At 57.8% G+C, this 25,739-nt stretch carries 20 protein-coding genes and 1 pseudogene; 15 read left to right on the top strand and 6 right to left on the bottom strand.

Translation table 11 applies throughout. The features are described from left to right. The first annotated feature begins 208 nt into the window (after positions 1–208). Complete coding sequence (locus ACQZ45_RS19240; RefSeq protein ID WP_448742473.1) at positions 209–1,390, top strand: Fic family protein; 1,182 nt, start codon at positions 209–211, stop codon at positions 1,388–1,390. Between the two features lie 47 nt (positions 1,391–1,437). On the opposite strand, the gene ACQZ45_RS19235 is transcribed toward ACQZ45_RS19240, so the two are convergent. Next, positions 1,438–2,451 carry a LacI family DNA-binding transcriptional regulator gene (locus ACQZ45_RS19235; RefSeq protein WP_448742472.1) on the bottom strand — a complete coding sequence of 338 codons (1,014 nt, stop codon included), beginning with the start codon at positions 2,449–2,451 and terminating at the stop codon, positions 1,438–1,440. A gap of 196 nt (positions 2,452–2,647) precedes the next feature. Here ACQZ45_RS19235 and ACQZ45_RS19230 point away from each other — a divergent pair, with 196 nt between their 5' ends. The 12 genes from ACQZ45_RS19230 (at position 2,648) to ACQZ45_RS19175 (ending at position 18,633) form a co-directional block, all read left to right on the top strand. Continuing rightward, positions 2,648–4,576, top strand: coding sequence for an ABC transporter substrate-binding protein (locus ACQZ45_RS19230; protein WP_448742471.1), 1,929 nt, complete (start codon positions 2,648–2,650; stop codon positions 4,574–4,576). Between the two features lie 103 nt (positions 4,577–4,679). After that, complete coding sequence (locus tag ACQZ45_RS19225) at positions 4,680–6,794, top strand: family 10 glycosylhydrolase (protein ID WP_448742470.1); 2,115 nt, start codon at positions 4,680–4,682, stop codon at positions 6,792–6,794. A gap of 28 nt (positions 6,795–6,822) precedes the next feature. Then, positions 6,823–7,809 carry an ABC transporter permease gene (locus tag ACQZ45_RS19220; RefSeq protein ID WP_448742469.1) on the top strand — a complete coding sequence of 329 codons (987 nt, stop codon included), beginning with the start codon at positions 6,823–6,825 and terminating at the stop codon, positions 7,807–7,809. Between the two features lie 10 nt (positions 7,810–7,819). After that, positions 7,820–8,995: an ABC transporter permease gene (locus ACQZ45_RS19215; RefSeq protein WP_448742468.1), complete on the top strand. Its 1,176-nt coding sequence runs from the start codon at positions 7,820–7,822 to the stop codon at positions 8,993–8,995. A gap of 11 nt (positions 8,996–9,006) precedes the next feature. Continuing rightward, entirely contained in the window at positions 9,007–10,719 is a 1,713-nt protein-coding gene (locus tag ACQZ45_RS19210) for an ABC transporter ATP-binding protein (protein ID WP_448742467.1), read from the top strand. Positions 10,720–10,730: 11 nt separating this feature from the next. After that, positions 10,731–11,516 carry a 2-oxo-tetronate isomerase gene (gene otnI, locus ACQZ45_RS19205; protein ID WP_448742466.1) on the top strand — a complete coding sequence of 262 codons (786 nt, stop codon included), beginning with the start codon at positions 10,731–10,733 and terminating at the stop codon, positions 11,514–11,516. Positions 11,517–11,519: 3 nt separating this feature from the next. Continuing rightward, positions 11,520–12,389: a 2-hydroxy-3-oxopropionate reductase gene (locus tag ACQZ45_RS19200; protein ID WP_448742465.1), complete on the top strand. Its 870-nt coding sequence runs from the start codon at positions 11,520–11,522 to the stop codon at positions 12,387–12,389. Positions 12,390–12,720: 331 nt separating this feature from the next. Then, complete coding sequence (locus tag ACQZ45_RS19195; protein WP_448742464.1) at positions 12,721–13,005, top strand: YMGG-like glycine zipper-containing protein; 285 nt, start codon at positions 12,721–12,723, stop codon at positions 13,003–13,005. Positions 13,006–13,212: 207 nt separating this feature from the next. Beyond that, positions 13,213–13,887, top strand: a complete 675-nt coding sequence (locus ACQZ45_RS19190; RefSeq protein ID WP_448742463.1) for a response regulator transcription factor — start codon at positions 13,213–13,215, stop codon at positions 13,885–13,887. Position 13,888: 1 nt separating this feature from the next. Next, positions 13,889–15,238 (top strand): sensor histidine kinase, encoded by a 1,350-nt coding sequence (locus ACQZ45_RS19185; RefSeq protein ID WP_448742462.1) that lies wholly within the window; start codon positions 13,889–13,891, stop codon positions 15,236–15,238. Positions 15,239–15,483: 245 nt separating this feature from the next. Continuing rightward, positions 15,484–16,677, top strand: coding sequence for an efflux RND transporter periplasmic adaptor subunit (locus tag ACQZ45_RS19180; RefSeq protein ID WP_448742461.1), 1,194 nt, complete (start codon positions 15,484–15,486; stop codon positions 16,675–16,677). A 9-nt stretch (positions 16,678–16,686) separates the two neighbouring features. Further along, positions 16,687–18,633, top strand: coding sequence for a MacB family efflux pump subunit (locus ACQZ45_RS19175; protein WP_448742460.1), 1,947 nt, complete (start codon positions 16,687–16,689; stop codon positions 18,631–18,633). A gap of 847 nt (positions 18,634–19,480) precedes the next feature. Here ACQZ45_RS19175 and ACQZ45_RS19170 read toward each other — a convergent pair. The 4 genes and pseudogenes from ACQZ45_RS19170 to ACQZ45_RS19155 all read right to left on the bottom strand — a co-directional run. After that, a pseudogene (locus ACQZ45_RS19170) lies at positions 19,481–19,708 on the bottom strand (helix-turn-helix domain-containing protein); the annotation flags it as partial. 184 nt (positions 19,709–19,892) lie between these two features. Beyond that, positions 19,893–20,630 carry an SDR family NAD(P)-dependent oxidoreductase gene (locus ACQZ45_RS19165; protein ID WP_448742459.1) on the bottom strand — a complete coding sequence of 246 codons (738 nt, stop codon included), beginning with the start codon at positions 20,628–20,630 and terminating at the stop codon, positions 19,893–19,895. Between the two features lie 95 nt (positions 20,631–20,725). Beyond that, on the bottom strand, positions 20,726–21,679 hold the full coding sequence (locus tag ACQZ45_RS19160; RefSeq protein WP_448742458.1) for a zinc-binding dehydrogenase: 954 nt from the start codon (positions 21,677–21,679) through the stop codon (positions 20,726–20,728). A gap of 67 nt (positions 21,680–21,746) precedes the next feature. Next, positions 21,747–22,343: an NADPH-dependent F420 reductase gene (locus ACQZ45_RS19155; RefSeq protein ID WP_448742457.1), complete on the bottom strand. Its 597-nt coding sequence runs from the start codon at positions 22,341–22,343 to the stop codon at positions 21,747–21,749. 191 nt (positions 22,344–22,534) lie between these two features. Between ACQZ45_RS19155 and ACQZ45_RS19150 the strand changes: the two genes are divergently transcribed. Continuing rightward, a complete protein-coding gene (locus tag ACQZ45_RS19150; RefSeq protein ID WP_448742456.1) occupies positions 22,535–23,464 on the top strand; it encodes a LysR substrate-binding domain-containing protein in 930 nt (309 codons plus the stop codon). A gap of 167 nt (positions 23,465–23,631) precedes the next feature. Beyond that, positions 23,632–24,396: a 3-oxoacyl-ACP reductase family protein gene (locus tag ACQZ45_RS19145; protein WP_010974443.1), complete on the top strand. Its 765-nt coding sequence runs from the start codon at positions 23,632–23,634 to the stop codon at positions 24,394–24,396. A gap of 272 nt (positions 24,397–24,668) precedes the next feature. Here the strand turns inward: ACQZ45_RS19145 and ACQZ45_RS19140 are convergent, their stop codons facing one another. Next, entirely contained in the window at positions 24,669–25,595 is a 927-nt protein-coding gene (locus ACQZ45_RS19140; protein ID WP_448742455.1) for a LysR family transcriptional regulator, read from the bottom strand. Positions 25,596–25,739 lie beyond the last annotated feature (144 nt).

Here is a 25,739-nt window from a genome sequence, read left to right as displayed (position 1 = left end):
GCGGAAATAGGGGGCGAGCTTTAACAAAGGGTGTATCGGGCGTGTCACTTATAATGACGGCTATCCAACGTATTAGGCGCCTATGCCGCCTGGATTAAAGGTCGGGAATTCAATGTCGGCGCGTTAATTAAGCGCGCTTATCTACGTCTGTCGCTTAATTAAATGAAATGCGCCTTGCTTAAATAAGGGGAGCGACTGATATTGGGTTATGTCTGATTCCCAATCCAAAAACCGCCTGGGTCGTTTCGTCGAGACGGTCGCTGCCAGTGAAACAGTGCGGGCGTTCGTGCCCCCACCATTGCCGCCCGAACCGGCGATTGATGTGCTTTCATTGCTCGAGCGTCTCAGCTTGGCTGAGCGCGCGCTAGGACGCCTGGATGGCATCACAATGCTGCTGCCGAGACAGGAGCTGTTTCTTTATATGTACGTAAGAAAAGAAGCCGTTCTTTCCTCGCAGATTGAAGGCACGCAGTCGACGCTTTCTGATCTCTTGCGGTTTGAGACCGAAGCTCAAGCCGGGCAGCCGGTTGATGATATCCGTGAAGTGTCCAACTATGTTGACGCCATGATGTATGGTTTAGAGCGGCTAGAAACGCTTCCCATGTCGTTGCGTCTGATCCGTGAGATGCATGCCAGACTCCTACACAGTGGTCGGGGAGGCACCAAAGATCCGGGAGAGTTCCGCCGCTCGCAAAATTGGATTGGTGGCACGCGCCCCGGTAACGCACTCTTTGTACCGCCACCCGTCATTGAAATGGCCGGTTGCCTGGACGCGTTCGAGCGCTTCATGCATGACGACCAATCGAGGTTACCGGCGCTAATCAAAGCTGGCCTGCTGCACGTGCAGTTCGAAACGATCCATCCGTTTCTCGATGGTAACGGTCGTATCGGCCGGCTGCTTGTAACCCTATATCTTTGCATGAACGCCGTTTTGCGAAAGCCGCTGCTCTACCTCAGCCTCTATCTGAAGTCGCATCGGAGAGAATACTATCGGCTACTGCAAGAGGTTCGCGAACATGGTAATTGGGAAGCTTGGCTGGAGTTCTTCCTGACGGGCGTCGCCGACACTGCCAATCAAGCGTTTGAGGCTGCTACTCAGATCGTCGATCTTTTCAAAGAAGATCGGGAGCGGATAACGATGGAGAGTGATAGAGCAGGGTCGGCCCTTCGCATTCACGAGCTGTTCCAGCAGAATCCTTTTCACACAGCGAACCAGATTGTTCAGGTGACTGGTTTGTCCGCACCAACGGTCAACGCTGCACTTGCCGACCTAGAACGATTGGGCATCGTTGATGAGGTCACCGGCCGCAGGCGCGGCCGCGTGTTCAGCTATCGACGATACCTCGCAATTCTAAGTGAAGGCACAGATCCCTTGCCTCTCAATTCATGACAAATAGATGGGCTGAAGGTTCGATTTTCATCAAGAGCGGGTTGTTTTCATCGCTCGAAGGGAGTTAACCATTTCGAATGTCTAGGGGCAGGCCCCGATGAGCGTCGCTCGATAAAGGTCGAGGCGATAAGAATGCGTTTTGCGACGACCGGCTGCCCTCTTGTTTCAATGCGTTCCAACAATAGCCGCATCGCTGTAGCGCCCATCTCCCCCCCTTGTACTCTGATGGTCGTCAGGGGAGGAGATATTTGGGTCGCGGCGGAAAAATCACCGAATCCGACAACGGACATGTCGTCTGGTATGCGGTAGCCACGTGCTAGTAGCTCGGAAACAGCGGTCAGCGCCAGCCCATCGTGAGCGCAGAACAGAGCTGTGGGCCCGATTCCGGCAGTGTGAAGAGTTTGCAGCGCAGGGATAAAGCCACCATCTTCGTCAAAGCGCAGGACATGCAGTCTTGCATCGGCATGTTGCTCTAAACTTTCGCGCAGACCGTGATATCGCTCCATACGACCGCGATAGCCTTCCTGCCCCTGCACGAAAGCGATGTCGCGATGCCCGAGTCCAAACAAATAATCGCCGACCGCTATCCCTGCCTCGTGGTCCGTGCCGCCGACATGATCGGCCTGTTCAAGTGGAAACACCCACCCCAGTCGAACAGAAGGCAAACCCGACGCATTTACAATGTCCAGCGTCTTTTGTTCGTGCGGCCCAACAAGAATGACGCCAGCACTATCTTTCACCATCGCTTCGACCCTATCGGCGTCGTGCGTCCACTGCAACCGTACGGCTTGACCCAGTCGATGCGCCTCCTTCTGCATGCCGTCCTGCAGCATCGTCCGCAACTCGTAGCTCACGCTATCGACCTGATCGTGAAAGATCAGAGTGATCTCGCGTTGCTCGTCGGCGGGCTTCGGGCGCTGGTAGCCTAGCATCATGGCAGCGTCCTCGACGCGTTTGCGCGTCGCCTCACTAACCCCGGCTTTTCCTGAAAGTGAGCATGAGACCGCAAATTTTGATAGGCCGGTGTGATTTGCGATGTCCTGCAATGTCACTTTGCGCATAACGCATCCTCCCACGATGAACCTGCGTCTCGAAATAAGTTTAACATAACGCTTTACCTAACAAAGTACATAATACAAGCTAAACAAATACGGACATGCAAGCTACTTTTTTGGCGTCGCAGCCGTCCGCAAATTGCGGGATCGATCCTGAGGAGGAGAGATAATTCCGCGATGCGTGAGTGGAGGAGGAAAACAAATGCAAGGATTAAATCGCCGCGCGTTTCTCGCTGCGAGCACCGCTGCCGTCATACTACCCGCTTTACCAGCGTTTGCGCAGACGAAGACCGTCAAAGACCCCGCCATGCTGAACGCCTTGGTCAAGGAGGGTAAGCTGCCCGCCGTAGTGGACCGCCTGCCGCTCAATCCACTTGTCATCACGCCGCTTGACCGCGTCGGAACACATGGTGGTGACTGGAACAGCGCGATCGTCGGTGGTGGGTCCCTGTCGATGTTGTTTCGATATCAGGCTTACGAGCCGCTGTTGCGATATAAGCCGGACTGGTCGGATGTGGTACCGAATGTCGCAGAGCACTACGAAAGCAATGCCGACGCCACGGAGTTCACCTTCAGATTGCGCAAGGGCATGAAGTGGTCTGACGGTCAGCCGTTCACTACCGAGGACATCATGTTCTGGTACGAGGACATCTTCAATTACGAGGGCCTTAACGACATCGGCCAGAACCATCTGCGTGCGGGCGGACAAAAGGCGCGCTTCGAGGCGTTGGACGATGTGACGTTCAAGGTGATTTTCGCTGCGCCCAACGGTCTCTTCCCTTTGCGGCTGGCATGGGCGAACGACGATCAGACCACCCGTGCACCGAAACACTACCTCAAGCAGTTCCACATCAAGTACAACCCAAATGCTGAACAGGAAGCCAAGGCCAAGGGCGCGTCTGGCTGGATTCAACTGTTTCAGCGAGAAGCGGGCCTCGTCGTGGACAACGAGTTCTTTCAGAACTCGCAACGTCCCGTTATCCACGCGTGGAAGATGGCGGTTGCGCCAGGACAGAGCACCGACCGTGCGATCGCCGAGCGCAACCCGTTCTACTGGAAGGTCGATACGGAGGGAAATCAACTACCCTACATTGATCGCATCGTCTACCAGATGGTCGCAGACGCACAGGTGTTGTTGTTGAAAGCGATGCAGGGCGAAATCGATCTGATGGACCAGTATATCGCCACGCCTGCAAACCGGGCAGTGCTTTACGACTCCCAAGACCAGGGCCAGTTTGGCTTATATACGCTGACGTCGACCGAAACGAACGAGATGGTTTTCCAGCTTAATCTCAATCATCCGGACGAAGCCAAACGCAAGCTTTACGGCAACAGGGATTTCAGGGCCGCGCTGTCAATGGCGCTGGACCGGCAGGCGATTATCGACACTGTTTTCATCGGACAGGGAACGATCTCCCAACCGGCCGTGCGGGCGGAGGATCCTCTTTATAACGAACGTCTGGCTACGCAATTCACCCAATACGACCCCGACGCCGCCAACGCTCTGCTCGACGAGATCCTTCCCACCAAGGATGGCGAGGGTTTCCGGCAAGATGAAAACGGCAAGCGTGTGACGGTCATATTCGAGATCGACCAGGCTCGAACCACATTCCTTGACATTTTCCAGCTGGCGCTGCCGATGTTTCACGCGGTGGGTGTGGACGTGCAGATGCGAAGCATGGACCGTTCGCTTTGGGAGGTGCGCGTGCGTCAGGGCATCGACTATGACGCCACTGCACACCGCTTCGGCGGCAATGGCGGCATCGCGGCTATTCTCGATCCGCGCTATTTCATTCCCAATACGACCGAGGCGCTCTACGCCAAGGGCTGGCAATTGTGGTACCGCGATCCTGCTTCCAAGGGTGCGGTCGAGCCGCCTCAGCCGGTCAAGGACGCATTGTCACGCTATGACCGCGTGCTGGGCTCGCCGGACCCGGATGTGCAGCGCAAGCTGATGTCCGAAATACTGGAGATCGCGGCCGACCAGTTTTACGTCTTCGGCGTTTGCCTGCCCAGCGACAGTTACGGCGTGGTTAAGAACAACATGCAGAACGTTCCCAAATCCATGCCGAATTCGTGGGGATATCCCACACCCGGGCCCGCCAACCCCGAAACCTTTTTCAAGGCCTGATCCCACCGTTCCATTCCGGCATCAACTGAACCCGGATGGAAACATCAAACCTTTTAGCCGCCCCCAAAGGGCGTGACGGCATAATATTGTCATTGGAGAACACATGTTGCATCGACCAAACGCCATTTCCAGAGCTGCCGTTCGTTCTCCAGACTGGTTTAAATCCGCCACTCGCTGGACCCAATTGACCTTTGCAGAAGACGATCCGGCGAAATATGACCCCGAGTTCTGGATCGACGTCTTCAAGCGCACCAAGTCGAATGCAGTCTGCCTTTCTGCTGGCGGCTATATCGCCTATTACCCAAGCGAAATCCCCCTGCATTACGTGTCCAGCTTCATTGGCGATACCGATCCGTTTGGCACGATCGTGGAAGGCGCGCGCAAATTGGGAATGCACGTCATGGCGCGCGTCGACCCACATGCGATCCACGAGGATGCAGCACTGGCCCATCCCGAATGGGTGGCCATCAATCAGGACGGAAGTCCGCGTGAGCACTGGGCATTTCCCGGTATCTACGTCACCGATGCGCTGGGAAGTTATAATCGGGAGTTCACCACCGACGTCATTCGTGAAGTCGTGACCAAATATGACGTCGATGCCGTGTTCGCCAACCGCTGGCAGGGCCATGGCGTGTCCTACAGCGACGACAATCGCATACGATTCAGGCAGGAAACTGGTTTTGATTTGCCGATGAGACCGGATGCGACGGATCCGGCATGGCAGGCGTGGGCGGCGTGGCGCAGACGGATACTTACCGAGCTCGTGGTCTATTGGGACGAGACGGTCAAATCCATCCGTCCCCATGCCAGCTTCATTCCAAATATGAGCGGTTCGTCACTGATGGAATTCGACCTTTCGCTCATCCAGAAACATTGCCCGATCCTGTTCGTGGACCACCAGGCGCGACAAGGTGTGGAGGTTGGCTGGTCTGCTGGACGGAACGGCAAACGCATTCGTGGAACGTTCCGCAACCGACCCGTTGGCCTCATCACCTCCATCGGACCAGAGGAAGAGTACCGATGGAAGGATTCCGTTCAGAGCGGTGAGGAAATCAAGCTCTGGATTCACGACGGCATTGCGCAGGGCCTTTTCCCATGGTTCACCAAATTCAATGCCTGCGTTCCTGACAACCGCTGGGTGAAGCCCGTTGCAGAAGCCTTTAATCTTCATGCGGACATTGAGCCGTATCTGGAGGGCATGCAGCCAACTGCCGAAATCGCGATCATTGATCCATCCACGACGTTGCGGCACTGGGCACCGGAGCAACGTCATATCGCCGAACATAATGATCTCGGCTTTTATCATGCGCTGGTGGAAGCACGCATTCCGTTTGAATTTCTATCCGATCAGGTCATGACCCCGGATGCGCTTGATCGCTTCAAGGTCATTATTCTGGCCAATGCGACCTATCTGTCGGACGAACAATGCGCGGCTATCGAACAGTATGTACAGCGCGGCGGGTCGATCGTTGCCGCGCATGAAACCTCGCTCTGTAATGAAGTCGGCGAGCGGCGCGGTAATTTTGGACTATCAAATGTCTTTGGTGCCTCGCTGGCATCGGCGCCACGCGGCCCGGTCAAGAACACCTATGTTGCACTGTCCGATCCGCACCCCTTGAACGTGGGCTACGAGGGCGCCGCACGCATTATCGGCGGCACACACCTGATTGCCGTCGATGCCAATCCGGACGTTGAAACGCCTTTCCTCTACGTCCCTGATTTTCCGGATCTGCCCATGGAGGAAGTCTACCCACGCGAAGCCCCGAACGGTGCTGCGGTGATTGCGCGTGAGACCAGACATGGAGGCCGTGTGGTGTACATTCCATGGAACATTGGCGAGGTCTTCTGGAAAGTACTTGCACCCGATCATGGCAAGCTGATCGCCAACGCCGTGAACTGGGCTCTTGGCCAAGACCATCGTGTGGCGGTCGAAGGGAAGGGTATCATAGACATCGCCGTTTATGAAAACGAGGACTCGATGGCAATCTTCCTCGTCAACCTTACCAACCCGATGATGATGAAAGGTCCTTTGCGGGAGGTCTACCCTATCGGTGAGCAGACACTGTCGATCGAGCTGCCAAAAGGTCTCTCGTCTGCCACGGTGAAACTGCTTGTGAAAAACGAGGCCGCGTCGTGCAAGATCGTTGGCAACCGTGCAGAAATCACCGTGCCCTCCATTCAGGACCTCGAAACGGTTCATCTGACCTGGCATTCATAAGCCGGATAGCGTGTAGCGGGAGGAACCCATGCTGACATATGTGGCAAAGCGCGTTCTTTACATGATACCGACCCTGTTCGGCATGTCCTTGATCGCATTCATGATCATTCAATTGCCGCCAGGCGATTATCTGACCTCGCTTCTCTCCACCATGGCCGATGGCGGGCAGAATCTGGACGAGGCGACGATTGCGCGCCTGCGCGCGCAATATGGTCTCGATCAACCTGTCTATGTCCAGTATTTCGTGTGGATCAGCGGAATATTGACCCAGGGTGATTTCGGATACTCCTTCGAGTGGAACCAGCCGGTCTCGACCCTGATCTGGGACCGGATGGGATCGACGCTGTTGATCTCGCTGGCGAGTCTTTTACTGGTTTGGGCGATATCCCTCCCGATTGGGATCTATTCCGCGGTCAGACGCCATTCCTTCGGCGACCACGCCTTTACGCTTCTCGGCTTTATCGGGCTGGCCGTTCCGAATTTCATCATGGCGCTGACCTTGATGTATGCGAGCTACCGGTTTCTGGGACAAAGCGTTGGCGGCATATTTTCTCCCGCTTTCGTCGATGCACCGTGGAGCATCGCAAAATTCAAAGACATGCTCAGCCACATGTGGATACCTGTGATCGTCATCGCCATGTCAGGCACTGCCGCCATGATTAGAATTCTGCGCGCAAATCTGTCGGACGAGTTGAGCAAGCCCTATGTCATCACAGCGCGTGCCAAGGGTTTGCCGGAGCGCAAGGTCATTGTGAAATACCCCGTCCGCATCGCGCTCAACCCTTTCGTCAGCTCGATCGGCTGGGTGCTGCCGGATCTCGTTTCCGGCGTCACCATCACCGCCATCGTGCTGAACCTTCCAACGGCGGGACCGCTTCTGCTGCGGGCGCTGGTCGGTCAGGACATGTATCTGGCCGGAAGTTTCATTCTCTTAATGGGCGTGCTGACACTGGTGGGCATGCTGATTTCAGACATATTGCTGGCGGTGCTCGACCCCCGCATCCGGTTCAATTGAAGGGGCGGCCATGTCGATCAACCAAAAACCCACCATCGCGCTGGAAACCGGCCCCGCCATCAGCCCTCTGAAGTCCGGGCGCAAGGTAGTAAGCCTCGAGGCGGCAGGGCAATGGACGCTCATTCGCCAGCGTTTCTTTCGCCACAAGGTCGCAGCATTTGCTGCGGGCATTATTCTGTTGCTCTATCTCATCGGTGCCTTTGCCGAGTTTCTCGCACCGGGCCTGCCGAACACGTCGCGCCCGCAATATACCTTTGCGCCGCCGCAAAGCATCGCTTTATTTGCGCCGGCTGCCGATGGCGGTTCCCGCTTTCTCCCACACGTCAAGGGCTACAAGATCGAGATCGAGCCGAAAGCCCTCCGCCGCAGCTTCGTTGTCGATGACACGAAAATCATTCCTATCGGATTCTTCGTCAAAGGGGCGCCTTACAAGCTGTGGGGCATCATCCCGATGGAAAGGCATCTGGTTGGGCCGCTCGACGCCCGCGATCCAATGTACCTGTTAGGATCGGACCGGCTCGGACGAGACCTCATGAGCCGCCTCGTTTATGGAACCCGCGTCTCCATGTCCATCGGCCTTGTCGGCGTTGCCATTTCGCTGACGCTCGGCGTCGTGATGGGTGCGGTCTCCGGTTATTACGGAGGTTGGGTCGATACCCTCATCCAGCGTATCATTGAGATTGTGAGCGCCATGCCGACCATTCCGCTCTGGTTGGGGCTGGCCGCTGCCATTCCCCTAAACTGGTCGCCGCTTTCGGTATATTTTGTCGTAACCCTGATTGTTTCCCTGCTGAGCTGGACGGGTTTGGCACGCGAGGTGCGGGGACGATTCTTCGCGCTGCGCGGCGATGACTTCGTGACGGCTGCCCGGCTGGACGGTGCAGGGGAAAGGCGGATCATATTCCGCCACATCCTTCCATCACTTACCAGCCACATCCTGGCGGTGGTGACACTTGCCATTCCGACCATGATCGTCGCTGAAACCTCGCTGTCGTTTCTCGGGGTCGGTCTGAAACCACCGGTCGTCAGCTGGGGTGTGCTATTGCAGGATGCCCAGAACGTGCGAACAGTTGCCACGGCGCCATGGTTGCTGATCTGGCCGAGCCTTGCGGTGGTCCTGGCGGTTCTGTCCTTCAATTTCTTTGGCGATGGCCTGCGCGATGCAGCCGACCCTTACGATAGCTGAAAGGAAGTGAGATGACGAAGCACGAAACCTTGCTGGCGGTCAAAGACCTGTCCATCGATTTCCATCTCAGAACCCATGTGCTCCATGCCGTTCGCAATGTCAGTTTCAACCTTGAACGGGGAAAGACGCTTGCGCTGGTAGGGGAAAGCGGTTCAGGCAAATCAGTGATCGCCCGCGCCCTGATGCGGATCATCGACAAGCCCGGACAGATGACAGGCGGCCAGATCGTTCTCGATGGGCCCAAGGGACCAGTCGATATCGCGAAATTTGCCGCAAGCAGTCGCGAGGTTCTGGCCATTCGCGGTGGACGGATCGGCCTGATTTTTCAGGAACCGATGAGTTCGCTGTCGCCGGTCCACACCATCGGCTCACAGATCATCGAAGCCGTGCGCTTGCATCGCCGCGTGTCGAAGAGACAGGCTCGGGAGCGATGTATCGAACTGCTGCGCCAGGTTGAGATACCGCAGCCGGAAGTGATGGCCGACAGATACACCTTCGAGTTTTCGGGCGGAATGCGTCAGCGGGCGATGATTGCTATGGCGCTCGCCTGCGACCCGGAAGTTCTGATCGCCGATGAGCCGACGACGGCGCTGGATGTGACGACGCAGGCCGAAATCCTCGATCTCATCAAGCGGCTGCAGGTGGAGCGCGGCATGGCGATGCTGCTCATCACCCACGACATGGGCATCGTTGCCGAAGTAGCGGACGAGGTCGCCGTCATGCGTTTTGGCAAGATCGTTGAAAAAGGGCCGGTGGACGAGATTTTCCACGCCAGTCAGCATCCCTACACACGGCAACTTCTGGAAGCGACGGTCAAGCTCGAGAGCGGTGCAGCCACGCGAACGCTACCGGCGTCACTGACGGCCAACGTTGCTCCGATCCTGTCGGTGCGCAATCTTTCCAAAGTCTACGGTGCGACGTCCGGATTGTTTTCGCATGGCGGCGGTCGTGGGCTGGTGGCAGTGGATGATGCTAGTCTTGACCTATTTGCCGGTGAAAATCTCGGCATTGTCGGCGAAAGCGGATCGGGCAAAACCACATTAGGGCGAATGATACTGCGGATCGTTGAGCCCACTTACGGCAAAATCGCGTATCGCGGATGCCCGGATGCGGCCCCGATGGACGTCACCACGCTGAGCAAATTGGATTTGCGCCGCTACCACCAGGATGTGCGTCTTATCTTTCAGGACCCATTTGCGTCGCTTAACCCCCGTATGACGGTGAAGCAGATCATCGGCGATCCTCTGGTCATCGCCGGTGGCATGTCCGGCAAAGCGGTGGAGACCCGCGTTGGCGAACTTTTGCAGAAGGTCGGGCTCGATCCCTTGGCGATGGAAAGATACCCACATGCCTTTTCCGGTGGTCAACGCCAGCGGATCGGCATCGCGCGGGCCCTCGCCGTCAACCCGAAGGTCATCGTCGCCGACGAGGCGACCTCGGCGCTCGACGTGTCGATCCGAAGCCAGATCCTCGACCTGTTGCTCGACATTCAAAAGCAGCTCAATCTCAGCTTCATCTTCATTTCGCACGATATCTCGGTCGTGCGCTATTTCTGCGACCGCGTCGCCGTCATGCACAAAGGCAAGATCGTCGAGATCGGACATGCGGAAACCATCTGCACAACGCCCTCGCAGCCCTATACCAAGCGACTGATCTCCTCTGTTCCGAACCCCGACCCCCGCAACAAGCGCATGCTGCACCGCCTGCGCGCAGACCAACTTTGAGGTCATTGTCGATGCCGAAATTCGCAGCCAACCTATCTATGCTCTATACCGAACATTTGTTCATGGAACGGTTCGCCGCTGCCGCTGCCGATGGTTTTGCGGCAGTCGAATATGTCAGCCCCTACGAGGAGGCGGCAGAGACGATTGCAGCGGAGCTCAGGAGGTTCAAACTCACCCAGGCTCTGTTCAACCTGCCGCCCGGCAATTGGGCCGCAGGCGAGCGTGGCATTGCCTGCCTGCCGGACAGGGTCTCCGAATTCGACACGTCCGTTGAAACGGCGATCCGCTATGCAAAAGTTCTGGGATGCCGAAAGATCAATTGTCTGGCCGGTATTCAACCGCCCGGTGTCGATCCGCAAGTTCTGGAAGACACGCTTGTTGGCAATCTCGGTCACGCTGCGCAACGTCTGGCGGATTCCGGAATTGCCCTTGTCTTCGAGCCCATCAACACTCGCGACATACCCGGATATTTCCTCACCAACACCGATCAGGCAGAGCGGATCATGGACCGTGTCGGCCATTCCAACCTGCTGATCCAATATGATTTCTACCACATGCAAATCATGCAGGGCGATCTCGTCGCGACCTTCGAGCGCCTGCAGGACAAAATCGGCCATGTTCAGATCGCCGATAATCCCGGACGTCATGAGCCGGGGACGGGCGAGATCAACCACGATTTTATCTTCAGGCGTCTGGATGAACTTGGTTACGACGGATGGGTCGGCTGCGAATATCGACCGGCGTCGACCACCAGCGCAGGTCTTGACTGGTTGAAAGCATATCAACAGGAGGATTGAGCCATGAAAATAGGATTTATCGGACTGGGGGTCATGGGCCGCCCGATGGCGCAGCATCTGATCGATGCCGGACATGACCTTTATCTTCACAGGGTCAAACCCGTGTCGAACTCCCTCCTGAAAAGTGGTGCGAGGGCATGCGGTTCAGGTGCAGAAGTGGCGCGCAGCGCCGAGATCGTGATTTTGATGCTGCCGGACACGCCCGATGTGGAAGCGGTTTTGTTCGGTGACGATGGCGTCGCGCACGGCCTCGATGCGGGAAAGCTCGTCATCGACATGAGTTCGATTTCACCGATTGCGACGAAGGATTTTGCCGCCCGTATTGAGGCGCTGGGATGCGATTATCTCGACGCGCCGGTGTCGGGCGGTGAAGTTGGCGCCAAAGCGGCGTCGCTGACCATCATGGTCGGCGGAAAACCGGATATTTTCGAGCGCGCAAGGCCACTGTTTGAAAAGATGGGCAAGAACATCACCCTGATCGGTGACGTTGGAAACGGTCAGGTTGCAAAGGTCGCCAATCAGATTGTTGTCGCCCTAAATATTCAGGCCGTTTCGGAAGCCCTTCGCTTTTCGAAAAAAGCCGGAGCGGACCCCTCGATCGTGCGCAAGGCGTTGATGGGTGGCTTTGCCGCGTCCCGCGTGCTGGAGGTTCACGGCGAAAGGATGATCAACGAAACATTCGAGCCCGGCTTTCGCATACGTTTGCATCACAAGGACATATCGCTCGCGCTTGAGTCGGCGCGTCTTCTCGAGCTTATGCTGCCCAACACTGCGATGGTTCATCAGTTGATGAATGGCGCGCTGGAAAGAGGCTTGGGCGACAAAGACCACTCGGCGTTGATCAAAGCTTGTAGTTCAAACGAGACCTCCTGATTGATAGTCGGCAATCCAGCGTAAAGCGTGCAAAATCAGTAGATTGGTCCCTCGGTCGGGCCGCAAGACCGTTGGCGAGGAGCCGCATGTAGTCATTTCGGCTCCCCGTTCTGGAGCTCAGCCAGGAACAGCGAGATTCCGGATCCCATGGGTGGGCGGCGGTCACCTGAGAATGGGTGATCGCTAAGACGCGCGTCCTAAATGAATTTGCCCTTTCGACAGGTGTCGATGGCGACAGTTCTGCGTAACTTCCCCGTAATTTTCGGCGGCCATACATCTCTGCCTCAACGGTCGATGGACGACCGCCGTGGCGGTGAACGGAAGGATAGGCATGAAAAAGATTATCTCGGGCGTATTTGTTTGCGTGGTATTGACCGCGTGCAGCCAGACGGAAAAGGGCGCCGGCATTGGCGCGGCGAGCGGTGCTATAATCGGCGGGCTGGCAAGCGGTACCTGGGAAGGCGCAGCAGTGGGAGCCGCCGCAGGCGGCGCGGGTGGCGCTGTGATAGGCAACATCAGCGAACGTCACGACAGGAACCGCCGCGACCGCTGGGAACAACGGGATCGCCGCGGCTACAACTGCAGATACCGGGATTATTACGGTCGCTGCCGATAGAGATTGCAGTCGGGCTGCCTCACGTCAAAGGTGAGAGCGATACCGACGAACCCCGGTCCTTCGGTCTCCGCGTCCGCAGCAGTTTTATGACATCCGGCAATCTGACAGTCAGGACGTCACGAACGTCGAGTTTATCTCGACCAAGGGTCGTAGTTTTGCTGTAAGGATTTTCGGAAACGATAGTCCGACTTGAACGAGTACCCGACTATGAAACTTCTGCTTATCGAAGATGATCCGGAAATGACGGATGCCTTGAAGGTAGCCCTCTCGCAACATGGCATTGTCCTTGATGCCGTTGGCGATCTGGCAACGGCGCGGGAAGCGATTATTATGGCGGATTATGATATCGTCCTTATCGATCGACAACTGCCGGATGGTGATGGCAGTACCTTCCTCGCCGATTTACGCCGCGCGGGTTCAAATACACGATCGATCATCATCTCCGCTCTGAGGTCGACCGACGAGCGAATTTCGGGGCTGAATGACGGTGCTGACGATTACTTACCGAAGCCCTTCGAAATCCCCGAACTGGTCGCGAGAATGAGCGCCGTGCTGAGGCGGGCACCGACAACCGGCCCGTTCGTCCTGTCGGCAGGAAACGTCACCTATGATCGTGTTTCATGTGACGTGCATGTCAACGGCATCCGGCTTGCGCTCACCCGCAGGGAACTGCTCATCATCGAAACGCTGCTGAGAAACCGAGGTCGTACCGTGTTGCGCTCGTCCCTTGAGGGGCAGGTCTATTCATTTGACGATGAGATCCAGTCTAACTCACTGGAATCCAATATGTCTCGCCTGCGCCGAAAGCTTGGTGAAGCGGAGGCCGACATTATCATCAAAAACATTAGAGGCATAGGCTACTACCTTCATGAGCAGAAATAGGATGACCAGCACCTCCCTTCGCTGGCGTTTCACTTTCGGTTTTATCGTCCTGCAGCTCTGCGCCGTCATCGCGTCGCTCAGCCTGGTTTTCTATCTCCTTTCCGGCCTCAAGCCCGATGTGGCGATCACGTCCATCTGGCTGTCTCAGGAAATCGCAGATTCAGTCCGTCTCGAGCCGAATGGCCGAGCAAGTCTGATGCCGACGGCTGAACTTAAAGAGATCATGGAAGACTCGCCTAACCTTTGGTTCGTGGCAGACCTGGGAAAAGATATCGTTCTGGCACATGGCACGCCTCCCGGGAAAATTGCCGACAACATGCCGTTCTTGCGGACGTTCAGAAGTGTCGAAATTCATGGCGATCTAGATGATCCGTTGAGTGTGGGCCGCGTGGAGCGTTTCGACACCCGGGCCGGTGTGGCGACGATTTTTGCTGGCGGTGTTCCGATGTCTCAATATGGTGTGACCGTGCTGTTGGGGAACCTTGCCATCGGTATTCCGGCGCTGATCCTCATCGCCATCTCGCTCATTGGCGCTCCGGTTGTCACACGCTGGGCTTTGCGATCCTTCAGCGATCTGACCACGCGTCTTGACAGGATCGATCTCGACACACGTGGCGCCCTGGTGGAAGAGCGGGGCTTGCCCACTGAGGTGCTTCGTCTGGTGCGCGACATCAACAGGGCGCTGCGTCGTCTCGATAATGGCTTCGAGGCGACGGAGCGCTTCTTCGTCAACGCGGCGCATGAACTTCGAACGCCGATCGCTGTCCTGCAGGTGAGGATTGATACGCTTTCACCAAGTTCTGACAAGACCCACCTGCAGACGGCCATCAAGCGACTGACAGCGATCGCGAACCAGCTTCTCGACACCGAGAAGTACCGGCAGAAGCCCCAGCAGAATGCACCTGTCGATCTCAACAGCGTTGTGTCGAAGGTCGTCGCCGACCTTGCTCCCCTGGCCATCGCCGAAGGCTACGAGATTTCATTCGACAGCGACGCGCAAGACGTGTTCGTCCCTGGTGATGCCGAATCTCTGGAGCGTGCATTCGTCAATCTGGTACGGAATGCAGTCCAGTACGGAGGTGGAAGAGGACAGATATCGGTCGGTATTGAGGCTGACGGCAGCGTGACCGTAGCCGATCAGGGCTGCGGAATTGCTGGCGACAAGCATTCGCGCATATTCGAACCGTTCTACCGGGTTAACCCTCACGGCTCAGGTGCGGGCCTGGGGCTCAGTATGGTCAATGAGATCGTGACCCGCCATGGCGGTTACGTCGAGCTCTCTTCCGCACCAGGCAAGGGCAGCACCTTTGTGGTGCGCTGGCGCGAAATGCGCGTTTTCAAACAGCGGTAGGGGCTGTCGCCTGCGCCAACAGGTCAAGGCGTTTTCATCCGTCAATGTTGGCTGAGCACGGCCGCGATCGCTTGATGTCGGGGGGAGATTTCTGGGACGCCATCCACATTACAAACACTTTTGACGATCGGTTGATTTTACAGTGCTTGCCAAACGGATAGGCGCGACGACCGCTCTCCGTAATTTTCAGGTAACTCTCGTGACAGAGAAAGCCCGCAAATTTCAATAGCATGGGCCACGACTAAATGACACGACACATTACCCGCAAGCGTTTCATCCTGGCGGCGGCAACACTTGTCGGTCTGCTGGGCGTCTGGCTCCTGTTTCTGCGTCCGCCGGCGAAGCTTGAACTGGTGACGGCGCAGGCACGAACGGGTGACATTGAAGAGGTTGTGTTGGCGACAGGGGTTCTCGAACCGCTCGAGCTGGTGCGTGTTGGCGCCCAGGCGTCGGGTCGCGTTGAGCGACTGTCGGTCGAGGTCGGTGACGTCGTCGAGGCTGGTCAATTGGTGGCCGAGATCGATTCCCAGACCCGGCGCAACACCTTGCGGGACCGGGAGGCCGCCCTGGCCAACATCCGTGCCGTGCACGCCGCGCGTATGGCCGGTCTGGTCAAAGCCCGGAAGGATTTCGAGCGCGAGCGTGAACTGCTGGCGGGAGGCTCGATACCGCGTGCCCAGTATGACGCGGCTGTCGCCACGTTAGACAGTGCGCGCGCGGAGGTCCAGGCGCTGGACGCTCAGATCACCCAGGCGCAGGTCGCGCTGGCGTCTGCGGACATAGAGCTGGGCTATACCCGCATCACCGCCCCGATCGCCGGCACCGTGGTGGCGATCGTCACTGAGGAAGGTCAAACCGTCAATGCCCTGCAGACCGCGCCGACCATCGTTATGATCGCGCGATTGGACAGAATGAAGGTGCGCGCGGATATTTCCGAGGCTGACGTCGTTCGTGTACGGCGGGGCCTGCCGGTCTGGTTCAGTATTCTCGGCGACCCGAAGCGTCGTTTCGATGGGGAATTGCGCCAGGTGGAACCGGCTCCAGCCTCCATCGCCAACGACGGCAGCTCTGCTGCAAGGGAGCTTGGCTCAACCAAAGGTGCTGTCTATTACACCGGGCTGATCGACGTCGCAAACGCGGACGGGGTTCTGCGGCCCTCCATGACGGCGCAGGTGTCCATTGTTCTCAGCCGCGTCAGCGGCGCCGTGCTGGCGCCGCTGAGTGCTGTGGAGGGTGCGCCGCGGGCTGGCGATACGGCACGCATCCGGGTGCTCGACGCGGCAAGCGAGGTCCAGATCCGGCAGGTTCAGGTCGGCGTCGACAACGGCGCGGACATCCAGATCCTTAGTGGTCTTCAGGCAGGCGAGACCATCGTTCTGGGAGCATCCACGGATGAACGCACAGATGGCCAGGCTCAATTGGCCGCGGCGAAGCGATAGGGCGGCGCCATGACGGAACCACTGATACGCGTACGCGGGGTATCCCGCGCTTTTCCCGCAGGCGACGAGATGGTGCGCGTGCTGAAAGACGTCGACCTCGACATCGAGGCCGGCGAGATGATGGCCATCATCGGTGCTTCGGGTTCTGGCAAGTCGACCCTGATGAACATCCTTGGCTGCCTCGATCGTCCAACGACTGGCAGTTACTGGATCGAGGGGCGCGAGACGTCGAAAATGGCCGTGGACGAACTGGCTGCACTACGCCGTGAGCGTTTTGGTTTCATCTTTCAGCGCTACCATCTGCTTGGCGATCTCAGCGCGGCCAGCAACGTCGAGGTGCCGGCCATCTATGCCGGGCGCAGCCGATCCGACCGGCACAAGCGAGCGATCTCCTTGTTGACCCGGCTGGGCCTGGCCGAGCGGACGGGCAATATCCCGAGCAAGCTTTCGGGCGGCCAGCAGCAGCGGGTGTCGATCGCCCGCGCCCTGATGAATGGCGGCGAGATAATTCTGGCCGACGAACCGACCGGAGCGCTGGATACGCACAGTGGCGCCGAGGTTATGAAGATCCTGCGCGAGCTTCACGCCGAAGGACACACCATCATCCTCGTCACTCACGACAAGAAGATCGCCGAACATGCGGATCGGGTTGTAGAGATAAGCGACGGCGTTATCATTTCCGATGAACGCAATGTATCGAGGTCCACGACGGCCCGTCCCATCCGCGAACACGGGCCGAGCGCGGGCTGGCGCGGCGCAATTGACCGGATGACTGAGGCCTTTCGTATGGCGGGCGCGGCAATATGGGCGCACAAAATGCGCTCGCTTCTGACCATGCTCGGTATCATCATTGGCATCGCCTCGGTGGCGGCTATCTCGGCACTGGGAGCCGGCTCGCAGCAACAAATCCTGAGCAGTATCAGTTCACTCGGCACCAACACGATCGAGGTGCGGGCCGGTAAAGGCTTCGGCGATCTGGAAGCGGGCAAGATACGGACGCTGGTTCCCGCCGATGCAGAAGCGCTGGTGAACCAGCCCTATGTCGACAGCGTGACACCAACCGTCACGACGAGCGTAACTGTCAAGCGCGCCGCTGTGGCCGTCAATGCGTCGGTCACCGGAGTTGGCGCCGACTTCTTTCGTGTACGGGGCCTTGAGCTGGCGCATGGACAACTGTTCGACGCCCAGGATGTTATCGCCTACAGCCAGAATGTGGTGATCGATGCAAATGCCGCGCGAGACCTGTTTCCAGACCGGGTTAACCCGGTGGGGCAGGTCATCCTTCTGGGCACAATGCCGGCGAGGGTTGTGGGTGTGACGAAACGGGAAAACTCTTTCGGCCCGGCGGTTGATACGTTGACCGTTTATGCGCCTTACACAACCGTCATGGGCCGCATGCTGGGTCGTCCGAACGTCGACGGCATAACGGTCCGTATCAGAGACGATGTCGATCCGGGCAATGTCGAGGCCGCAGTTACGCGCCTTATCGAGCGTCGGCATGGCGCGAAAGACTTCTTCCTCACCAACTCGGCGACCATTCGCGAGACTATCGAGACCACCACGCAAACCCTGACGCTGCTGATTTCGTCAGTCGCCGTGATCTCGCTGATCGTCGGCGGCATTGGCGTGATGAATATCATGCTGGTATCCGTGACCGAACGCACCAAGGAGATCGGCGTTCGTGTGGCCGTCGGCGCGCGCCGCAGCGACATCCTCTCCCAGTTCCTGATCGAGGCTGTCATGGTCTGCCTTGTCGGCGGCCTCATGGGGATCATGCTCGCCCTCGGGATCAGCGCTCTTTTCAATTTGTTGAGCCCCGACTTCAAGATGATCTTCTCTCCTGGCTCCATTATTGTGGCCTTCGCCTGCTCCACCCTGATCGGTATTGTTTTCGGCTTCCTTCCCGCCCGCAATGCGGCAAAGCTGGACCCGATAGAAGCCTTGGCTCGCGATTGATGGCTGGAAAGGTGTGTGATGGTATAGTGAAGAATAGCAGTGGGCATTTCCGTTTTGGAATTCCAATTGGAAATCAGTCTCGCAAGTAGCTGGAGAACTGACTGCTTCCGAGTTCACGGCCTGATGATCGGCGGTCTTCACAGTATGGTCTAACGGCATTTCTAAATCAAACCTCTGCCTCCGATTCATTTCCTTCCCCGATCAAGATCCTGGTCGGCACGGTCGCATCGCCCTGAGACGGCAGCGGGTCTCAGACCGCAGGGCAACGGACGGTCCTTTCGGTTTGTCATAACTTGTCTGCTTTGGGCTTTCATCGAGAAACCTGCAAAGCAGACGTCCGGCCCGACCAGACCTATTGACCACGATCAGCCCGAAGTGGCCATTTCATCGATCCGGCGCACGTTCGCTAGGCTGAACCGTCAGATAGCTGGTTGGAGTATGGTTGGTAACCACAGCCGGCCCCTCCGGTTCTCCTGGACCGTAAAACAGACGATTGACCGAGTCATAAAGCAGGAAATGATCCCCATCGACGTGGACGACGGCCACACCTTGAATATCACCCCAATCGCTGGTTCTTATCAGCGCGCCGATAGGCCAGCCGAGCGACCTCAACACCCGGCAGACGTCATCCCACAGCGTATATGGACCGACCTGTCGCCCCAATCCACCATGGCCGCGACCTGATCATACGTCATGCCGGTGAGCATTTGCCGAACGCGAACCCCCACAGCCGTCATCCCTTGGCAATTGTGAGTGAAAGGGAAATCGAACTTGGCCGGGCTGGCGCAGTGACATGGTTGAGCTCCTTGATTCACGAATCTCGGCATATTGCCTTTCGACTCATGCCCTCCTCCTCCAGTCCAAGCAGGCCGGACTTGCAGATTCGCACCCGGCCGACTTTCTCCGTGGTGACGAGGCCCGCTTGCTTCAGGACGCCGACGTGCTTCTTCATGCCCGTGAGGCTAATGTGAAATTTCGCGGCGAGCTCCCTGATCGAAGCGTTGTGACGTCCAAGCTGCTCCCGGATGCCGCGTCGCGTGGCGTCCGAAAGCGCGGCGAAATGGGCATCGAGGCGGTCCGCCGCTGTAACTCGATTCCCAGCGTGACGGCCGGTCCGCTCCTGAAAGACACGCGACCTACACTTCGTTCGACCACGCTATGATGGTACAAAGTGGAATGAGGAAGGAGAGCTAGCAGGTGGTAGTATCCAGTTAGCTCCCGCTCTCGTATGTTTAAATCGTGGACCCACGGGAGTGTGTTTAGGTTAGCGTGCCGCCATCAACGGTCAGGATGGTTCCGGTGATTTGTCGGGCCGCGCCAGATGCGAGGAACGCTACCGCTGCCGCGACATCCTCCGGCTCGCCGTACCGGCCGAGTGGTATTAGGGCACGCTGGAAATCTCCGAACTCGCCCTCGGCCGGATTCATTTCGGTGTTGGTTGATCCCGGCTGAATGAGGTTGACAGTGATGTCACGGGGGCCAAGTTCTCGCGCCAGACCGCGGGTAAATGATTGAAGTGCCGATTTGGTCATTGAATAAACCGTCGATGGCCCGACAATGCGTTCCGCGCCTGCGGAGCCGATTGTGACGATCCGACCACCTTTGCCAAGATAAGGCATCGCGGCTTGTGATGCCAAGATTGGGGAACGAGCGTTGACAGCAAAAAGCGCGTCGATCTCGGCGACGGTGAAATCCGCCACGTCTTTGTAGATCGCGATAGCCGCATTGTTCACCAATATGTCGAGGCCGCCCAACGCTTGCGCCGCTTGATCAACCGACCGCTTGACCGCCTCTGGGTCCATGCTATCAGCCTGGATAGGCAAGGCCTTGCGTCCTTTGCCTTCTATCGTTGCGACAACTTGCGCTGCCCGATCAGCGGCGCGCTCGTACGTGATCGCAACGTCGGCGCCTTTCTCGGCCAGAGCGATCGCAATCGCGGCTCCAATGCCGCGGGAGGCACCAGTCACGAGCGCACGTTTACCTGCTAGTTCACTCATCGATCATTCCTTTCTTTATCGACAGGGGAAATGTTTCGCCCGGCCGCCTTGCGGCGGGCGTCCGTGCGGCCTGCAGCCGTACGATTATTTTCGGTTCAAGCGATCAGGACCGGCAGACCGCTTAAGCGGCGATTGTCCATGTCATCATGCGCTCGGGCTATCTCGTCGAACGGATAGCGTGTCGTTTCGAGATCATCGAACACGCCTGAGCGCAGCGCATCCCATAGCTGGGAAGTTGCGTTCTCGACTGCCGGTCCCCGGACATATTGAGGGGTTCCACCGCTGCGGACATCTACCCCCCGTCGCACAAGATCGGGGGCCGGCGCTGGCTGACCCGTCGCGGCTCCGATCGCGGCAATCACGCCACCATCACGGACACTCGAGGCGGCCAGAGCAAAGGTCGCCCGGCCGACCAAATCATAGACGACGTCGACACCGTCAGGTGCGATCGCACGGATCTTGGCGGCGATGTCTGGCTCGCCAGCGTGGAAGGCATGGGTGGAACCCGCCGCGACCTTGTCAAACTTGCCTGGCGATCCGGCGACGCCGATCACGGTTGCGCCCAGCGACCTTGCCCAGCGTGACAGGATGGCGCCAACGCTTCCCGATGCCCCAAGCACCATCACCGTATCGGCGGATTTGAGATCGTGTAGACCACGAATCCCCATCCAGGCCGTCGCACCCTTCGCCAGGAAGGTCGCCGCAGTCTCGTTCGAGATATCGGCGGGCAGGCGGATGAGCGGCGCTGTCGGAATGACCCTCCCGGTAGCATAGGCGCCTTCCGAAAAGAAGTAAGCGACCCGGTCACCGACCGACAACCCCTCGACGCCGGATCCGACCTCGGTGATGGTCCCGGCTGCTTCAAAACCGGGAACCGCCGGCAACGCCATCGGATACTGGCCCTTTCGTATCATCGTATCGACGAAGTTGAGGCCGATCGCGTCTTGAATGAGCCTGACCTCGCCGGCACGGGGCGCGTGCAGGTCTTGCTTGATAACCTGCAAAACCGACGGTCCACCGGCCGACTGCATTTGAATGAATCTTGTCACGATATTTTCTCCGGATTTCAGATGGCGCGCCGCGCTCCGATTGCAGACGGCTGGAGCGCAGTGATGTTCAGTCGAACTTGACGAGATTGAGAGCGGGCAGCGGACCGCCTGGGAACTGAAGCAGTTGGCTGCCGACCGGAAGCCCGCCGAGATCGATCCCGAAGAAGCCGATGCGATCAATGATGGCGGCGACCTCAGCCTTCGCCCTCATATCGTCGCCCGAGTAAAACAGGACGCGCCTGCCTCCTTCCGAGTGGGGGTCGCCCGACAGTTGCTTTGGCGTCAGATGGTTGAACGCCTTGACGACGCGCGCGCCTGGCACGAGGGCGGTGAAAATATCCGTAGAGGTGCGGCCGCCAAGGTCCGCCGGCCTGTAAAGCGGCGCTTCGATGGAGTTGTTGGCGTCGATTACGATCCTGTCGCCGAATTTCAAACCGGCGAGCGCGCCAGGTATCTTTGACCACGGGACTGCCACGAGAACGATGGCTTGCGCCGCGGCCTCTTGGACGCTTCCAGCCCGGATTGTGCTTCCAAGTTTTGAAACAAGCGCCGTGAGGCTTTCCGGTCCTCGGCTGTTTGCGATCACGGCTTCGATTCCTGCCTTGCCGAGCGCAGTGGCAAATGCGCCCCCGATATTGCCGGCTCCGATAATTCCAACTGTCATCACCCACTCCTTTGCGGTTCGTGAGAATTCTGTCTGCGACGGTCGGTTTTCCCGCTGCATCCTGGGCGTGATGCCGTTGGCGTTGCAGAAATCCGCTTTTGCTGTTGGCTGGAATATGGCTGGCAAATACACGCAGCATAAGTCATAGATGAATTGTTTTAGTTTCAATCAATGTTTGAAGGTTACGCGTTATGGAGACACTGGCAAACCTCGAAGCGTTCGTTCGAAGCGCAGAAGCAAGCAGCTTTTCTGGGGCGGCACGGCGTCTCTCGATCACACCGGCCGCAGTCAGCCGGAATGTTGCAATGCTGGAACGCAACCTCGGTATACGGCTGTTTCACCGCTCAACGCGGAAGTTGACCTTGACCGAGGCGGGAGAGTCGTTTCTTGCAAGCATCGGCGACAGCCTGAACCATCTTCAGGGGGCAATCCAAGGGGCATCACAAACGAAGGGCGAACCCGTCGGCGTTTTGAAGCTCAGCATGAGTTTGTCGTTCGCGATGGGATACGTTCTCCCCGCACTGCCCGACTTTCTGGCCCGTTATCCGGGCGTCAGACCTGACTGGCATTTCGACAGCCGCAAGGTCGATCTTATCGCCGAGGGTTTCGACGCCGCGATCGGCGGTGGTTTCGAACTCAATCCTGGCATCGTTTCCACGACGCTCGCACCCGTACACGTTATCGCGGTCGCATCGCCCAGCTATTTTGCTGCACGTCGCCGGCCGACCAGCCCCGTCGATCTGGCCGATCATGCCGGAATCTTGATGCGGTCCTCGAATTCGGGCCGGATCAGGCAATGGATGATGCGGGACGCTCAAGGACGCGAAGAGCGCGCGCTCCTCAACGAGACGATTGTGATGAGCGACGCCGCGCCCATGGTGCAGGCGGCAATCGCGGGGTTGGGAATTGCATTGTTGGCTGTACCCGATGTGCTGCCGCATATGGAAAGTGGCGCGCTCGAACGTATCCTTCCCAAGTGGTATGCCGATGCCGGATCTATTTCGCTCTATTACTCAGGCCGCGTGCTACAACCGCTAAAAACACGCGCTTTCATCGACTTCTATACCGAATATTTCCGTCGCGAGCGCCTCAGTGCCCGGTTTGCAGGCAGTCTCGGCTAATGTCCACACGTCCTTGTTAGCTTCTTTGAAAACCGTGGTCTTTTGACTGCGTCGAATATCCCATATTCAACACATGCTTGAAGATGATCCAACCGATATGATGCTAATATTCTAGGACAGGGATGGGCAAATATATCACTCCACAGACACGTAAAAGGAGTGAAAAAATGATTGACTTAACCTCGTCTCGATATCTTCCACTGAACGGAAAGATAGCACTTGTCACGGGTGGATCGCGATCTATCGGCGCATCAATTGCCCAGCGTCTCGCAGCGGATGGCGCTCAGGTTGCCTTCACCTATCGTGGATCACCTGCGAAGGCTGAGGAAGTTGCTGTCGCCATAGAAAAAACGGGCGCGCGCGCGCTGGCTATTGCCGCGGATGCCGCTGATCCGGACGCGATACGCGCTGCCGTTGCCGCGACGGTCGATAAATTCGGCGGCCTCGACATTTTGGTGAACAATGCCGGTATTGCCTTTGCCGGTCCGATCGACGAAATCGCCTTCGATGACTATCAGGCAATGCTTGCAATCAACGTAACCGGCGTTTTCGTTGCCACGCAGGAGGCCGTACGCCATATGAAGGATGGCGGCCGGATCATACATATTGGCAGTTCGATCACGAAATATGCCGGGGTTCCTGGGCTGTCAGCATACGGCCTCACCAAAGGGGCAGTCGCCGGTTTCAACCGCAGTTTGGCTCATGACCTCGGGCCACGCGGCATCACAGTCAACACGGTGCATCCAGGCCCAACCGACACTGACATGAACCCTGTTGATGGTGAGTTTGCCGCTATGCAGATCTCACGTATCGCGGCGGGCCGCTATGGAAAGCCCCGGGAAATTGCGAACGTGGTCGCATTTCTTGCAAGTCCGGAAGCCTCGTTTGTAACAGGTGCCGACATCCGGGCCGATGGTGGTTTCACATCCTGAAACTGCCGGGGCGAAATGCAAAATTCGCTTCGCCAGCCGCAGCGATTTCGACGCCTCACCAACAATCAGTGCTCAAGGCGGGCTTGACCGACGCGGTTGCAAGACGCCGTCGCGGCTTGGCACGATCAAAAACAAGAAGTCGCCTTCGGCCGGTTCACCGTTGTAATCTCGATCTGGAATGCGCGCGTAGCGCCGCCGTTCAAGCGCAAAACCGCACCGCTGCATATGAACTCGTGTTCGCGCGCGCATCGGAACCGGACAATAATCACGTATCATCCACGGTGATCGAGGATGTTTTCCAGCCCTTTATCCCAGTAGGGTTGATTGCTGAACCGATTGACAAGCCAGTCGATGAACACTCTCACTTTCGGTGCCAGTTCGCGAGAACTTGGATACAACGCCCAAAGCGTCTGGGTTGAGATCAGCGGGTACTCCGGAAGGACCGGCACCAATGCGCCGGACTGTAGCTCCTCCGATGCGCACCACGTGGCCATCAGCGCAATGCCCAGCCCGGCGGAAGCGGCATCGCGCACTGCAGTACCGTCATTGATGCGGAGACTCGGAGTAACACGTCGTTCGATCACCACGGAACCTTTTCCCCGAAATGTCCAAAGATCCAGCGCGCCGACGACAAGGCAGGTATGTTCCGCCAGGTCGTCGGGCGTGCTGGGCCGGCCGTGTTTTTCGAGATATTCGGGCGACGCGACCAACACCCGATTGTCGGGAGCAAGCCGCCGCGCGACAAAGGATGAGTCGCTGAGCTCGGTATAACGAACCGCCACATCGAAGGCACCCTCGACCAGATCAACGATGCTGTCCGAAATGCGCAAATCAAGTGCCAAGTCGGGATATTGCCTGCAGAAGTCAGCCAGACCCGGCACAATATGCATTCGCGCGAACGAGGCGGGGGCCGCTATTCGTAATGTGCCTCGAGGCGCTGCTTGCTCTCGCCCAAGTGCCGCTCGGGCGGCCTCCGCAGCGACGACAATATGTTCCGCATGCGGCAGGAACGCCAGACCGTCTTCAGTCAAAGTTGCTTGCCGTGTGGTGCGATGGACGAGCCTTGCACTGAGTTTTCGCTCGAGAACCAACAGTTTGGCGCTGGCGCCGGCAGGCGTCAGACCCAAGTCGCGAGCTGCGGCACTGATGTTGCGCAGTTGAGCAATCCGTACGAAGAGATTTAATTCGTCCACGTCCATTCGCTGACTTTCAAATTTTTTTTGAAGGTGATCCTTAATCCTGGCCACTACCGAAAGCAATCGCGATAAATCACATAGGAGCTATTGAAACGGCGGCGGACGCTTTGAGGCCGGCAATGCTCCAACGGCGGAGCATGTTTCTCG

The sequence above is a fragment of the Agrobacterium sp. 16-2014-1-2a genome (genome assembly GCF_053522705.1).
The sequence above is the reverse complement of the archived record's forward strand: the minus strand, read 5'-3'. Positions and strand labels throughout refer to the sequence as shown.

What these genes read in the sequence shown, in the direction of transcription:
- ACQZ45_RS19240 (WP_448742473.1), top strand. Translation starts at nt 209, where the DNA reads ATGTCTGATTCCCAATCCAAAAACCGCCTGGGTCGTTTCGTCGAGACG.
- ACQZ45_RS19235 (WP_448742472.1), bottom strand. Translation starts at nt 2,451, where the DNA reads ATGCGCAAAGTGACATTGCAGGACATCGCAAATCACACCGGCCTATCA.
- ACQZ45_RS19230 (WP_448742471.1), top strand. Translation starts at nt 2,648, where the DNA reads ATGCAAGGATTAAATCGCCGCGCGTTTCTCGCTGCGAGCACCGCTGCC.
- ACQZ45_RS19225 (WP_448742470.1), top strand. Translation starts at nt 4,680, where the DNA reads ATGTTGCATCGACCAAACGCCATTTCCAGAGCTGCCGTTCGTTCTCCA.
- ACQZ45_RS19220 (WP_448742469.1), top strand. Translation starts at nt 6,823, where the DNA reads ATGCTGACATATGTGGCAAAGCGCGTTCTTTACATGATACCGACCCTG.
- ACQZ45_RS19215 (WP_448742468.1), top strand. Translation starts at nt 7,820, where the DNA reads ATGTCGATCAACCAAAAACCCACCATCGCGCTGGAAACCGGCCCCGCC.
- ACQZ45_RS19210 (WP_448742467.1), top strand. Translation starts at nt 9,007, where the DNA reads ATGACGAAGCACGAAACCTTGCTGGCGGTCAAAGACCTGTCCATCGAT.
- otnI (WP_448742466.1), top strand. Translation starts at nt 10,731, where the DNA reads ATGCCGAAATTCGCAGCCAACCTATCTATGCTCTATACCGAACATTTG.
- ACQZ45_RS19200 (WP_448742465.1), top strand. Translation starts at nt 11,520, where the DNA reads ATGAAAATAGGATTTATCGGACTGGGGGTCATGGGCCGCCCGATGGCG.
- ACQZ45_RS19195 (WP_448742464.1), top strand. Translation starts at nt 12,721, where the DNA reads ATGAAAAAGATTATCTCGGGCGTATTTGTTTGCGTGGTATTGACCGCG.
- ACQZ45_RS19190 (WP_448742463.1), top strand. Translation starts at nt 13,213, where the DNA reads ATGAAACTTCTGCTTATCGAAGATGATCCGGAAATGACGGATGCCTTG.
- ACQZ45_RS19185 (WP_448742462.1), top strand. Translation starts at nt 13,889, where the DNA reads ATGACCAGCACCTCCCTTCGCTGGCGTTTCACTTTCGGTTTTATCGTC.
- ACQZ45_RS19180 (WP_448742461.1), top strand. Translation starts at nt 15,484, where the DNA reads ATGACACGACACATTACCCGCAAGCGTTTCATCCTGGCGGCGGCAACA.
- ACQZ45_RS19175 (WP_448742460.1), top strand. Translation starts at nt 16,687, where the DNA reads ATGACGGAACCACTGATACGCGTACGCGGGGTATCCCGCGCTTTTCCC.
- ACQZ45_RS19165 (WP_448742459.1), bottom strand. Translation starts at nt 20,630, where the DNA reads ATGAGTGAACTAGCAGGTAAACGTGCGCTCGTGACTGGTGCCTCCCGC.
- ACQZ45_RS19155 (WP_448742457.1), bottom strand. Translation starts at nt 22,343, where the DNA reads ATGACAGTTGGAATTATCGGAGCCGGCAATATCGGGGGCGCATTTGCC.
- ACQZ45_RS19150 (WP_448742456.1), top strand. Translation starts at nt 22,535, where the DNA reads ATGGAGACACTGGCAAACCTCGAAGCGTTCGTTCGAAGCGCAGAAGCA.
- ACQZ45_RS19145 (WP_010974443.1), top strand. Translation starts at nt 23,632, where the DNA reads ATGATTGACTTAACCTCGTCTCGATATCTTCCACTGAACGGAAAGATA.
- ACQZ45_RS19140 (WP_448742455.1), bottom strand. Translation starts at nt 25,595, where the DNA reads ATGGACGTGGACGAATTAAATCTCTTCGTACGGATTGCTCAACTGCGC.